The sequence below is a fragment of the Luteimicrobium subarcticum genome (assembly GCF_002798015.1).
Classification (GTDB): domain Bacteria; phylum Actinomycetota; class Actinomycetes; order Actinomycetales; family Cellulomonadaceae; genus Luteimicrobium; species Luteimicrobium subarcticum.
This window is the reverse complement of record NZ_PGTZ01000009.1, coordinates 75692-88128: the sequence shown is the minus strand read 5'-3', so window position 1 is coordinate 88128 and position 12437 is coordinate 75692. Positions and strand designations below refer to the sequence as shown.

Sequence of the window (12437 nt, the reverse complement as noted above, 5' to 3'; positions counted from 1 at the left end):
AGGAGAGACCCATGCGACGTACTCGCACCCTCGGCGCCGCGCTGGCCGCCACCCTCGCCGTGACCGCCCTGGTCGCCGGCTGCTCGGACGACTCCGACTCCGGCTCGACCGGCGGCTCGACGTCCGCCGCGAAGTTCGACCCGTCGACCGTCGCGAAGGACGACACGCTGGCGGCGGCCGTGCCGGACGCCATCAAGAGCAAGGGCACCCTGACCGTCGGGTCCGACACCACGTACGCGCCCGCCGAGTACATCGGCGACGACGGCAAGACCGCGGTCGGCTACGACGTCGACATCGCGAAGGCGATCGCCGCGACCCTCGGCCTGAAGGTCGACGTCCAGACCGCATCGTTCGACAGCATCATCCCGTCCATCGGGTCGCGCTACGACATCGGCATCTCGTCGTTCACGATCAACCCGGACCGTGAGAAGCAGGTCAACATGGTCCAGTACTTCCAGGCCGGCGAGGCGTTCGCGGTCGCGAAGGGCAACCCGAAGAACATCGACACGACGGACCTGTGCGGCAAGACCGTCGGCGTCCAGACCGGCACCGTCGAGGACGACGAGCTGGGCGACCTGTCCAAGAAGTGCACCGATGCCGGCAAGCCCGCGATCGACGCGCTGAAGTACAAGTCGCAGGCCGACGTGACCACGAACCTCGTGGGCGGCAAGGCCGACGTCATGTACGCCGACTCGCCGATCATCGCGTACGCGATCAGCCAGACCGGTGGCCAGCTCGAGCAGGCCGGCGACGTCATCGCGACCGCGCCGCAGGGAATCGTCGTCTCGAAGGACGACCAGGCACTCACCACGGTGATCCAGAAGACCGTGCAGAAGCTCATCGACGACGGCGACTACGTCAAGATCCTCACGGCCTGGGGCAACGAGGTCGGCGCGGTCCAGTCGGCTGACGTCAACCCCGCCGTCGCCGAGTGACCCTGCGTACCGTCTGACCGAGCATCCGGCTGCCACGAGCCCTCACCGAGAGCAGACTGACCCCCATGGGTGACACCGCATGAGCGACCACGACCAGGTCCCCGGCCGCATCCACGCGGTCCCCGTCCGGCACCCCGGCCGCTGGGTGTCGGCGGTGATCGTGCTCGTGCTGGCCGCGATGGCCGTGCACGGGCTCGTCACGAACGACAAGTTCCAGTGGCCGACGGTCTGGAAGTACCTGTTCAACGAGCAGGTGGTCCGGGGCGTCGGCTGGACGCTGTGGCTCACCGTCGCGTCGATGGTCATCGCGATCGTCCTCGCGATCCTGCTCGCGATCATGCGGCGGTCGGACAACCCGGTCATGCGGTCCGTGAGCTGGGTGTACATCTGGGTGTTCCGCGGGACCCCGGTCTACACCCAGCTCGTGTTCTGGGGCCTGCTCTCGGTGCTCTACCCGAAGATCTCGCTCGGGGTCCCGTTCGGGCCCGAGTGGGTCAGCTTCACGACGACGGACCTCGTCACGGCGTCCCGCGCGGCGATCCTCGGGCTCGCGCTCAACGAGGCCGCCTACCTCGCGGAGATCGTGCGTGCAGGGCTCCAGTCGGTCGACGCCGGGCAGGACGAGGCGGCGCGGGCGCTGGGCATGAAGGGCAGCGTGATCCTGCGTCGCATCGTGCTCCCGCAGGCGATGCGGGTCATCGTGCCGCCGACGGGCAACGAGACCATCTCGATGCTCAAGACCACGTCGCTGGTGCTCGCCGTGCCGTTCACGCTCGACCTCAACTACGCGACCTCCGCGGTCGGGACGCGCATCTTCCAGCCGATCCCGCTGCTCGTCGTCGCGGCCATCTGGTACCTCGCGATCACGAGCATCCTCATGGTCGGGCAGTTCTACGTCGAGCGGTACTACGGGCGCGGGTTCGACGCGCACGGCAAGAACGCGAAGCCGGGCGGCAAGCAGGCGGCGATCAACGCGGCCGGCACCACACCCGAGGCCCCCACGTTCGACGACATGGGCCGACCGCAGGGCGGCACCACCCCGGGAGGCACGGCATGACCGACGACACGCCGATGGTCGAGATCACCGACCTCCACAAGGAGTTCGGGCACCTGCACGTGCTGCGCGGCGTCGACCTCGTCGTGCCCACCGGGTCGGTGTGCGTCGTGCTGGGACCGTCCGGGTCGGGCAAGTCCACCGTCCTGCGCTGCATCAACGAGCTCGAAGACCTCACCGCGGGCCGCATCCGCGTCGGCGGGGAGCTCATGGGCTACCGCGAGGGTGTCCGGCGTGGTGCGCCGGCGCTGTTCCGGCGCACCGACAAGGACATCGCGCGCCAGCGGTCCCGCATCGGCATGGTGTTCCAGCGGTTCAACCTGTTCCCCCACATGACCGCGCTCGACAACGTCGTCGAGGCGCAGGTCCAGGTCCTCAAGCGCTCGAAGCGGGACGCCACGGCCCGCGCCGAAGAGCTCTTGCAGCGGGTGGGCCTCGCCGACCGTTCTGACCACTACCCCTCCCAGCTGTCGGGCGGTCAGCAGCAGCGCGTCGCGATCGCGCGCGCCCTCGCCATGGACCCCGAGCTCATGCTGTTCGACGAGCCGACGTCCGCGCTCGACCCCGAGCTCGTCGGCGAGGTGCTGGGCGTCATGCGCGACCTGGCGGCGTCCGGCATGACGATGATCGTCGTGACGCACGAGATCGGGTTCGCGCGCGAGGTGGCCGATCAGGTCGTCTTCATGGCCGACGGCGTCGTGGTCGAGCAGGGCAGCCCCGCCGAGGTGCTGGGCAACCCGCAGGAGGCGCGTACGAAGGACTTCCTGGCGTCCGTCCTCTGAGCCGCACTCTTCCGCCCGCCCCGCCGAACAGGTGGTTGTCCACGCTCTGACCCGGTTTCCGGTGGACAGGGCCCTGGTCGGCGCAGGGTGAGCGCCTGGTCGGCACGCGGTTGCTCACCCTGGACGCACAAGAACCTGGACGCACAAGAACCCGGACGCACAAGAGCCCGGACGCACAAGAGCCCGGACGCACAAGAGCCCGGCACCATGACGGTGCCGGGCTCTCGCCTGGTCGATCAGCTGCTCACGAGGAGCTGCAGGTCGGATCAGACGGGGCGGATGTTCTCCGCCTGCGGGCCCTTCGGGCCCTGCGTCACGTCGAACTCGACGCGCTGGTTCTCCTCGAGCGAACGGTAGCCGTTCGACTGGATGGCCGAGTAGTGGGCGAAGACGTCAGCAGAGCCGTCCTCGGGGGCGATGAAGCCGTAGCCCTTCTCAGCGTTGAACCACTTCACGATTCCGGTAGCCATAGCAATCTCCTTCAGGGGAGTCGGGTACACGCCCCCGGCCTTCGGGGACGCATGCACGGTGTTCGTCGTCGACTCCTGTGAAGCAGACAAGCAAGCACGCACCTACAAGGGTACCGGAGGATGCGCGTCACGCCCAGAGTTCCCACGGGTTTGTGGATGAAGTCGTCAATTCGCCGCCACCTGGTCGCAGGCTTGTCGACTCAGGGATGCCTTCTCGTCACGCGCGCCGACGTCGCTGCCGTCCACGCGGCAGCGCGCCGTGCTGGTCCCGACCTCGACGTAGCTCTGCCAGGTGCCGGACCCCGCGCTCACGCTGCCGTCGACGACCGGTCCATGGTCCACGTCCCGCGCGTCACGAGGGCACCCCGGTAGAGGGCCGCCTCGGTCCCCGCAGGGACCGAGTACCGAGCGCGGGTCTCCTCGACCGTCGGGTGGTCGGTGTCGAGGCCCGCCGCGACGAGGCCGCCGCCCGCGGCGCGCGAGCCGGCAGCGTCGACAGGTCCCAGCCGGCCTCGACAGCCGTGTCGCCCGACCCGCACCCCGTCGGCGTCGGTGGAGCGCCCGGCGCCTGCGCCGTGGCCCGGCCCGGGACGGCGTGCGATCCGCCGGTGCAGGCGGTCAGCCCCAGCGCGGTGGTCAGTGCCAGCGCGGCGGCGCGGTGCACACCTGCGCACGGCGGACGGACCTGGTTCTGGGCAGGCTCGGCACGTGTTCCCCCTGGTGGTGCAAGCCCCCGGGGACCGCGTGGCGCGAGCCTAGCGGTGTCGACGCGGGCGCGAAGCATTTCCCGAGAGTTACCAGTCAGTCAAGATTTCGACACAAGTTTCCGGTTCACCGCGACTCGGGGGGTGTCGGGGCGTAGTTTTCCGGTCACTGCCGACGCCGTCGGCGGTGACGCGGCGTGCGTCCGTCCTCGGGGGAGGCGTGACCCGCCGCAGCCAGGAACTGTGGAGGTACGAGACATGCGTCGTAGCTTGACGACCGTCGCCGTCGCGGCGGCACTCGCATCGACCCTTGTGGTCGCCGGCTGCTCGTCGAAGGACGACTCCGGCGGCGGAGGCGGCGGGGCGACGGGCGGCAGCACGGGCGGCTCGAGCGCCCTGTCGATCCAGCCGCTCGTGCAGATCGACAACACCGGCAAGGAGGTCGCGGCGAGCGACGCGTCCGGTGCTGCCGATCCCGCCGGAGACGGCTCGGCGAAGTGCTCAGACGTCAGCCTCGCGATGGCGGGCGCCCTGACGGGGGGGAACGCCGCCCTGGGCCTCAACATCTACAACGGCGCCAAGCTCGCCGTCGACGAGCACAACAAGGCGAACGCGGACTGCCAGGTCACCCTGAAGAAGTTCGACACCGAGGGCGACCCGCAGAAGGCGACCCAGGTCGCGCCGACGATCGTCTCCGACAAGACCGTCCTCGGGCTCCTCGGCCCGGCGTTCTCGGGCGAGACGAAGGCCACCGGCGGCATCTTCAAGCAGGCGGGCCTCCTGTCCGCGACCGCGTCGGCCACCAACCCCGGACTCACGACGAACGGGTGGTCCAACTTCTTCCGCGGCCTCGGCAACGACAACTCGCAGGGCGCCGCGATCGCCAAGTACATGACCGACACGCTCGGCTACAAGAAGGTCTGCGTCGTCGCCGACAACCAGGACTACAGCGTCGGGCTCGCCGACGTCGTCACGAAGACCCTCGGCTCGGCCGCCGACAAGGACTGCGCAGCGAGCGTCAAGCAGGGCGACACCGACTTCTCGGCCACGGTCCAGATCGTCAAGTCGGCGCAGGCCGACGCGGTCTACTACGCGGGCTACTACCAGGAGGCCGCGCCCTTCGTGTCGCAGCTTCGGTCCAGCGGGGTGACGCTCCCCTTCATCTCGGACGACGGGACCAACGACCCCGAGTTCGTGAAGCAGGCCGGTGACGCGTCGAAGGACGCCTACCTGACGTGCCCCTGCGGTCCGGCGCCGTCGGACTTCGCGACCAAGTACCAGGCGTCTGCCGGCAAGGCGCCGGGCGTGTACTCGGTCGAGGCCTACGACCTGGTCACGATCATGCTCAAGGCGATCGACTCGGGCGTGACCGACCGGGCAGACATGGTCAAGTTCTTCGCGGGCTACGACGGCCAGGGCGTGGCCAAGCACTACAAGTGGGACTCGAGCGGCGAGCTCGCCTCGACCACGACGTGGGTCTACCAGGTGAAGTAGCACTGCCGGTGGCCGGTCGCCCGCACGGGTGACCGGCCACCTCGCCGTGACCTGGATCAGCCCCGCACGCAAGGAGCTCCATGAGCGCCGTCCTCCTCCACGAGGCCGTCGGCTCGGTGCACGCCGCGATCGCCACGGACGTCATCGACTTCGACAGCCACCGCTTGTTCTCCAACTTCTGGGCCCTCACCGTCGAGGGATTGTCGTACGGCGCGATCTACGCGCTGGTCGCCGTCGGGTACACGCTGGTCTACGGCGTCCTGCGGCTCATCAACTTCGCCCACTCCGAGATCTTCATGCTCGGGATGTTCGGGCAGTACGCCGTCCTGTGGGGCATGGGCTTCCTCCCCCGCGGTAACGCGTACGACGAGGGCATCGCCCTCACCGTGATGTACATCGGGATCGCGATGCTCGGCGGCATGCTCGTCTCGGGCGGCGCGGCCGTCGGGCTCGAACGGGTCGCCTACCGCCCGCTGCGCAAGCGCGGGGCCCCGTCGCTGACGTTCCTCATCACTGCCATCGGCGCGTCGTTCGTCCTCCAGGAGTTCGTGCACTTCGTGCTCCCGTTGCTGACCGACCACAAGTTCGGTGGTCTCAACGCGCAACAGCCCATCCGGCTCGTCCAGGAGACCACGGTCTTCACGTTCTTCGGAGCGGACGTCACGAACGTCGACCTCGTGATCGTCGTCGCGGCCCTGGTGCTGGCGTTCGCGGTGGACCGGTTCGTGAACGCGACCAAGTTCGGGCGCGGCATCCGCGCGGTCGCGCAGGACCCGGTCACGGCCACGCTCATGGGTGTCTCCCGTGAACGGATCATCATGCTCACGTTCTTGGTCGGCGGCCTGCTCGCGGGGGCGGCCGCGACGCTCTACACGCTGAAGATCCCCAACGCGGTGATCTACTCCGGCGGGTTCATCCTCGGGATCAAGGCCTTCGCCGCCGCGGTGCTGGGCGGCATCGGCAACCTGCGCGGCGCGCTGCTCGGCGGCCTGCTGCTCGGTGTGATGGAGCTCTACGGCCAGGCGTACTTCGGACCGCAGTGGCGGGACGTCGTGGCGTTCGTCGTCCTCGTGCTGGTGCTCCTGGTCCGGCCGACCGGCATCCTCGGCGAGTCGCTCGGGAGGGCCCGCGCATGACGACCACGACCGCATCCGTGCCCGCCGGCAAGAACCGGCCGTACTCCGGGACGGGCGACCGCCTCCGGCTCTGGTGGGACGCGCAGGCGCGGCCCACGCAGTGGCTCATCGGCGTCCCCTTCATCGTCTTCATCGCGTTCCTGCCGGTGCTCCGCATCCCGGTGCTCACGACCGTGGGCACCGACTTCGGGGGTGTCATGGCGCAGTTCGGCATGATCGCGCTCGTCGCGATCGGCCTGAACGTCGTCGTGGGCTCAGCCGGCCTGCTGGATCTCGGGTACGTCGGCTTCTATGCGATCGGCGCCTACACCGTCGCCCTGCTGACGAGTCCCGACAGCCCGTGGAACCTCACCGACCAGTGGCTCTCACAGCGTTGGGCGTGGCTGTTCTGCGTGCCGATCGCCATCGCGATCACGGCGATATCCGGCCTGATCCTGGGCTCGCCGACGCTGCGGCTGCGTGGCGACTATCTCGCGATCGTCACGCTGGGCTTCGGTGAGATCGTGCGACTGCTCGCCGACAACCTCACGACGATCACGCAGGGCGGCCGAGGCCTCCAGGGTGTCGCGTTCCCGTACTTCGGCGGCACCGACAAGAACCCGGACGGCGTCTTCTCGGCCGGCAACTCGGACGCGCCGTGGAACTCCGGCCTGTGGTGGTTCTGGCTCTCGATCGTGCTCATCGTGATCGTGCTGCTCGTCGTCGGGAACCTCGAGCGGTCTCGGGTCGGGCGCGCGTGGATCGCGATCCGTGAGGACGAGGACGCGGCCGAGATCATGGGCGTCCCGACGTTCAAGTTCAAGCTGTGGGCGTTCATGATCGGTGCCGCGATCGGCGGGCTCTCCGGGGCGCTCTACGCCGGCCAGGTGCAGTTCGTCGTGCCGACCAACTTCAACGTGATCAACTCGATGTTCTTCCTGTGCGCCGTCGTGCTCGGCGGCCAGGGGAACAAGCTCGGGGTGATCCTCGGGGCGTTCATCATCGTGTACCTGCCGAACTTCTTCCAGGGACGCACGAGCCTGTTCGGCATCCCGATCGACGGGAACGACATCGCCGGTTACAAGTACCTGTTCTTCGGCATCGCGCTGATCGTCCTGATGATCTTCCGGCCACAGGGCCTGTTTCCTGCGCGGCAGAAGCTGCTCGCGTACTCGCGTGGCCTCTACCAGGCGGCACGTCGGGCAGCGCTCGGCGGCGACCGGGCCACGTCAGCCGCAGCCGTCCTGGCGGACGGCCCCGCGGACGCCTCCAGCGACGTACCGGGAGCAGGGACGAAGGACGGAGGAGACCGATGAGCGAGCCCAACAGCCCCGACTCGCTGCGCGCGGGCGCGGAGAGCAACGAGCAGTTCCTGTCGCCGGACGGTTCGATCAGCACGTCCGAGGACTCCAGGGAGCAGGACCTGCCCGACGGCGAGGTGATCGAGGTCGACGTCGACCTGGCGTCGGTCAACCCGGACCTCGCCGACGCGGGGACGGTCGCGGAGATCGTCGCCGCGGACCGGGAGATCCGGGCCGAGGTCGGCGCCCCGTTGCTCGAGATGAAAAGTGTGACGATGCAGTTCGGGGGCCTGACCGCCCTCGACGACGTGTCGTTCACGATCAACCGGGGTGAGATCCTCGGGCTCATCGGACCGAACGGCGCCGGCAAGACGACGGCGTTCAACGCGATGACGGGCGTGTACCGGCCGTCGTCGGGCAGCGTGGAGTTCGACGGGCGCGCGCTCGGGAGCATCAAGCGGAACGAGATCACGCGCCGCGGCATCGCCCGCACGTTCCAGAACATCCGCCTGTTCTCCGACATGACGGCGCTGGAGAACGTCGTCGTCGGGACGGACGCCCGGCACCGCACGTCGGTCCCGGGAGCGATCCTGCGGCTCCCGCGGCACCGTCGTGAGGAGAAGGACGCGATCGACCGCGGGATGGCGCTGCTGGAGTTCGTGGGGATCGGGTCGCGGGCCACGCACCAGGCGCGCAACCTCCCGTACGGCGACCAGCGGCGCCTGGAGATCGCGCGGGCGCTCGCGACCGAGCCGAAGCTCCTGTGCCTCGACGAGCCGGCGGCCGGCTTCAACCCGGCCGAGAAGGAACAGCTGCAGGACCTCATCCGCAAGATCCGCGACGACGGGTTCACCGTGCTGCTCATCGAGCACGACATGCGCCTGGTCATGGGTGTGACCGACCGGATCGTCGTCCTGGAGTTCGGGCGCAAGATCGCCGAGGGTCTCCCGCAGGAGATCGCTCAGAACCCCGCCGTCATCGCTGCCTATCTGGGGGTCCCCGACGATGCCACTGCTTGAGCTCGACAACGTCTCCGTCGCGTACGGGCGCATCGAGGCGGTGCGCGGGGTCTCGCTCGCCGTCGAGGAGGGCGAGCTCGTCACCCTCATCGGGGCGAACGGCGCGGGAAAGACCACCACCATGCGCGCCATCTCCGGCATCCGTCCGCTGTCGACCGGCACCGTCCGGTTCGACGGCCAGGACATCACCCGCATGCCGGCGCACAAGCGCGTGCTCGCCGGGGTCGTCCAGGCGCCCGAGGGTCGCGGGGTGTTCCCCGGCATGACCGTCATGGAGAACCTGGAGATGGGCGCCTACGCGCGCACCTTCGCCAGCAAGGCCGAGCACGACGAGACCGTCGACCGGGTGTTCGAGCTGTTCCCCCGGCTCGCGGAGCGCAAGACGCAGGTCGGCGGCACCATGTCGGGCGGCGAGCAGCAGATGCTCGCCATCGGGCGCGCGCTCATGGCCCGGCCCAAGCTGCTGCTGCTCGACGAGCCGTCGATGGGCCTCGCGCCCATGGTGATCCAGCAGATCTTCCGGATCATCAGCGAGATCAACGCGCAGGGCACCACGATCCTGCTCGTCGAGCAGAACGCGCAGCAGGCGCTGTCGCGCTCCGACCGCGCCTACATCCTCGAGACGGGCGAGGTGACCACGACGGGTCCGGGCAAGGACCTGCTGGCCGACCCCGCGGTGAAGGCCGCGTACCTGGGCGTCGCGTAACCGTCAGGAGGCGCGTCCCCGCGCGAAGTCGTCCAGGGCGACCTTGCGCTCGACGGCGTGGTCGACGACGCGCTCCGGGTATCCGCCCGGGAGCGCGTCGCCGACCAGCCACGGCTCGTGCACCGCTGTGCCCGGGATGCCCCGGAGCTCGGGCACCCAGCGGCGGACGTAGTCGCCGTCGGGATCGAAGTCCTTGCCCTGCTTCACCGGGTTGAAGATGCGGAAGTACGGCGCGGCGTCGCGTCCGGTGCCGGCGACCCACTGCCAGTTGAGCTGGTTCTGCGGGACGTCGCCGTCGACGAGGTGCGCCATGAAGTGCTCGGCGCCGCGCTGCCAACGGACGTGCAGGTCCTTGACGAGGAACGACGCGACGACCATCCGCACCCGGTTGTGCACCCAGCCCTCGCCGAGCAGCTGGCGCATGCCGGCGTCGACGAGCGGGTACCCCGTCCGCCCCGCCGTCCAGGCGGCGAGGGCGTCGCGCTCGGCCGCGCCCGTGGCCCAGGCGTCCTCGGGAAGGATCTGGCGCAGCGACCGCGACGCCGCGCCAGGGTGGTGGTGCAGGACGTCCGCGTGGAACTCGCGCCACGCGAGCTCGGTGCGGAACCGGACGGCGTCGTCGGCGAGCGTCCGGTCGTCCGTGACGGCGGCGTGCAGGTCGGCGAGCAGGGTGCGGGGGTGCAGCTCGCCCCACTTGAGCGCGACGGACGCCCGGGACGTCCCGGGCCGGTCCGGGCGCTCGCGCTCGGCCGCGTAGCCGCGCAGGTGCTCGCGCAGGAACCGGTGCCACCGGTCGCGCGCCGCGCGCTCGCCCGCGGCGGGCAGGTCGGCATCGGTGACGGGCACCTCGGGAAGACCGTCGCGCGTCCGGTCGGGCGGGACGTCCGCCCAGGGGATCTCGCGGGGTCGGGCGACGGGCGCTCGCCAGCCGTGCGCGAGCCACGCGTCCCGGAACGGGGTGAACACCTGGAACGGCTCGCCCGCACGGTTGAGCACGCGACCTGGCGCGACGGCGTACGGCGAGCCCGTCCGGACCAGGCGCGCGCCGGTCTCCGCCAGCGCCGCCTCGACCGCCGCGTCGCGCCGTGCGCCGAACGGCTCGAACGACGCGGCGACGTGCACGGACGTCGCGCCCACGTCCCGGACGACACCGGCCAGGACGTCCTGCGGGGCGCCGCGGCGCACGACGAGCCGGCCACCGGTCGCTTCGGACAGCGCTGCGACGCTCCGGGCGAGGTGGGCGGCACGGGGTGCCCCCGAGGCCCGTTCGAGCCGCGGGTCGAGGATGAACAGCGGGACCACGCCGCCGCGCGCCTCCCGGGCTTCCTCGACCGCGGCGACGAGCGCGGGGTTGTCCGCGAGCCGCAGGTCGCGGCGGAACCAGGCGACGGTCGGGCGGGCGTCGGGCGCCGTCATGCAGGGGGGAGGTTCCAGGCCTGCACAGACCGGCGGTCGTGCGTGGAGCCCAGCAGGCAGGTCGCCGCGGTGTCGAGCTCGAAGAGCTCGCCCGACGTGGGCGGCAGACCGAGCCAGACCGCGCAGAGCACGCGCAGCAGGTGCCCGTGCGCGAACACGATCACGCTCTCGCCGCCGGCGAGCGTCGCCTGCACGGACGCGATCACGCGCCTGGCGCGGGCGGCCACCTCGTCGAGCGTCTCACCGGGTGTGGGGTTCTCGACGACGGCGTTGTCGGTGCTGACCACCTGGACGCCCTCCCGGAAGATGTCCCAGTCGTGCCCGAGCTCGTCGCTCACCTCGTCGCTCGTCCGACCCTCGACGGGGCCGTAGTCCCACTCGACGAGGTCCGGCACGACCAGCGCGTCGGGGAAGCCGGCGAGCGACGCGGTCCGGCGTGCCCGCGCGCGGGGGCTCGTCAGGACGGTGGCGAACGTCTGGCCCTTCTCCGCCTGGTCCTCGAGCCGCCTGCCGACGGCCCGCGCCTGGTCCTCGCCGGCGGCGGTGAGCGGGAGGTCGGTGGTGCCGGTGTGCTGCCCCGAGAGGGTCCAGGCGGTCTCGCCGTGGCGCACCAGGACGAGCTGCGCAGGGGAAGGTGTCACGCACTCCATGGTCGGCGCGCGGCCGACGAGCCGCGCGGTGGGCGCCGTCGTCGCAGGTCAGGAGCGGTCGGCGGGCCCCGGTCGGTCGGCGGCGGACCCCAGCACCTGGACGAGCTCCTCGACGGTCAGCGCCCCGGCGTCGGGGGCACGCTGGGCGACGTCCGACACGAGCTCGGCGGCGACGGCCCGCAGCCGCTGGTTGCGTGCGTTCGACGCCTCGCGCAGCACCTCGAACGCCGCGTCGGCGTCGCCGCCCAGCACGGCCATCACGATGCCCTTCGCCTGCTCGATCGACCCGCGGCTCGCCGCAGCGGCCTCGATCGCCGCGGTCGCCTGCTCCTGCGTGCTGCGGCTCTGGGCGCCCGTGAGATCGATGAAGTAGCCCGTGATGCGGGTGACCTCGCCCGACTCGTCGCGCAGCCCCTGCCCGACGATCGCGATCGTCCGGGTCCTGTCGTCCGCGTCGATGATGCGGTGCACCGCGCTGAACGGCTCGCCCGACTGCTGCGCCCCGCGCAGCACGTGGTCCACCTGCGTCCGGTCGTCCGGGTGCTTGTGGGCGATCAGCACCTCCGTGCTGGGGACCACCTCGCCGCGCTCGAACCCGTGCATGGCGTAGATCTCGTCGGACCACCACCAGCGGCCTGTCGTGAGGTCGAGCCGGAACCGGCCGGCGTCCTGCACGTCGCCGACCGCGAGCGCGACCTCGTTCTCGCCCGCCTCGCGTGCGGCGTCGTCGTCCTGGCTGCTCATGGGCAGAAGGGTACTGAAACCGGGCGTGCCGTGGTGCGTCGGGCCCG

At 70.5% G+C, this 12437-nt stretch carries 12 protein-coding genes; 8 read left to right on the top strand and 4 right to left on the bottom strand.

Annotation, left to right across the window (positions count from 1 at the left end; translation table 11 throughout):
- The first annotated feature begins 11 nt into the window (after nucleotides 1-11).
- The 3 genes from CLV34_RS11070 (at nucleotide 12) to CLV34_RS11060 (ending at nucleotide 2771) form a co-directional block, all read left to right on the top strand.
- A complete protein-coding gene (locus CLV34_RS11070; protein ID WP_100350375.1) occupies nucleotides 12-935 on the top strand; it encodes an ABC transporter substrate-binding protein in 924 nt (307 codons plus the stop codon).
- Nucleotides 936-1014: 79 nt separating this feature from the next.
- Complete coding sequence (locus CLV34_RS11065) at nucleotides 1015-1992, top strand: amino acid ABC transporter permease (RefSeq protein WP_100350374.1); 978 nt, start codon at nucleotides 1015-1017, stop codon at nucleotides 1990-1992.
- Entirely contained in the window at nucleotides 1989-2771 is a 783-nt protein-coding gene (locus CLV34_RS11060; protein ID WP_100350373.1) for an amino acid ABC transporter ATP-binding protein, read from the top strand. The genes CLV34_RS11065 and CLV34_RS11060 overlap by 4 nt, the downstream gene beginning before the upstream one ends.
- A gap of 266 nt (nucleotides 2772-3037) precedes the next feature.
- Here CLV34_RS11060 and cspE read toward each other — a convergent pair whose 3' ends face one another.
- A complete protein-coding gene (gene cspE, locus CLV34_RS11055; RefSeq protein WP_100350372.1) occupies nucleotides 3038-3241 on the bottom strand; it encodes a transcription antiterminator/RNA stability regulator CspE in 204 nt (67 codons plus the stop codon).
- Between the two features lie 962 nt (nucleotides 3242-4203).
- On the opposite strand from cspE, the gene CLV34_RS11045 reads away from it, so the two are divergent.
- The 5 genes from CLV34_RS11045 (at nucleotide 4204) to CLV34_RS11025 (ending at nucleotide 9580) form a co-directional block, all read left to right on the top strand.
- Nucleotides 4204-5439, top strand: a complete 1236-nt coding sequence (locus CLV34_RS11045) for a branched-chain amino acid ABC transporter substrate-binding protein (protein WP_100350370.1) — start codon at nucleotides 4204-4206, stop codon at nucleotides 5437-5439.
- 80 nt (nucleotides 5440-5519) lie between these two features.
- Nucleotides 5520-6575 (top strand): branched-chain amino acid ABC transporter permease, encoded by a 1056-nt coding sequence (locus CLV34_RS11040; RefSeq protein ID WP_100350369.1) that lies wholly within the window; start codon nucleotides 5520-5522, stop codon nucleotides 6573-6575.
- Nucleotides 6572-7870, top strand: a complete 1299-nt coding sequence (locus tag CLV34_RS11035) for a branched-chain amino acid ABC transporter permease (RefSeq protein ID WP_100350368.1) — start codon at nucleotides 6572-6574, stop codon at nucleotides 7868-7870. Before CLV34_RS11040 ends, CLV34_RS11035 begins: the two co-directional genes overlap by 4 nt.
- The gene (locus CLV34_RS11030; RefSeq protein WP_100350367.1) at nucleotides 7867-8874 is read left to right on the top strand and encodes an ABC transporter ATP-binding protein; all 1008 of its coding nucleotides are present in this window, start codon (nucleotides 7867-7869) and stop codon (nucleotides 8872-8874) included. Before CLV34_RS11035 ends, CLV34_RS11030 begins: the two co-directional genes overlap by 4 nt.
- Nucleotides 8861-9580, top strand: a complete 720-nt coding sequence (locus tag CLV34_RS11025; RefSeq protein WP_100350366.1) for an ABC transporter ATP-binding protein — start codon at nucleotides 8861-8863, stop codon at nucleotides 9578-9580. Before CLV34_RS11030 ends, CLV34_RS11025 begins: the two co-directional genes overlap by 14 nt.
- A gap of 3 nt (nucleotides 9581-9583) precedes the next feature.
- On the opposite strand, the gene CLV34_RS11020 is transcribed toward CLV34_RS11025, so the two are convergent.
- Genes CLV34_RS11020 through CLV34_RS11010 form a run of 3 tightly spaced genes read right to left on the bottom strand, consistent with a single transcriptional unit; the run spans nucleotide 9584 to nucleotide 12390 of the window.
- On the bottom strand, nucleotides 9584-10996 hold the full coding sequence (locus tag CLV34_RS11020; protein ID WP_100350365.1) for a cryptochrome/photolyase family protein: 1413 nt from the start codon (nucleotides 10994-10996) through the stop codon (nucleotides 9584-9586).
- Nucleotides 10993-11637, bottom strand: coding sequence for a histidine phosphatase family protein (locus CLV34_RS11015; protein WP_245859186.1), 645 nt, complete (start codon nucleotides 11635-11637; stop codon nucleotides 10993-10995). The genes CLV34_RS11020 and CLV34_RS11015 overlap by 4 nt, the downstream gene beginning before the upstream one ends.
- A gap of 57 nt (nucleotides 11638-11694) precedes the next feature.
- Nucleotides 11695-12390, bottom strand: coding sequence for a PAS and ANTAR domain-containing protein (locus CLV34_RS11010; RefSeq protein WP_100350363.1), 696 nt, complete (start codon nucleotides 12388-12390; stop codon nucleotides 11695-11697).
- Between the last annotated feature and the right edge of the window lie 47 nt (nucleotides 12391-12437).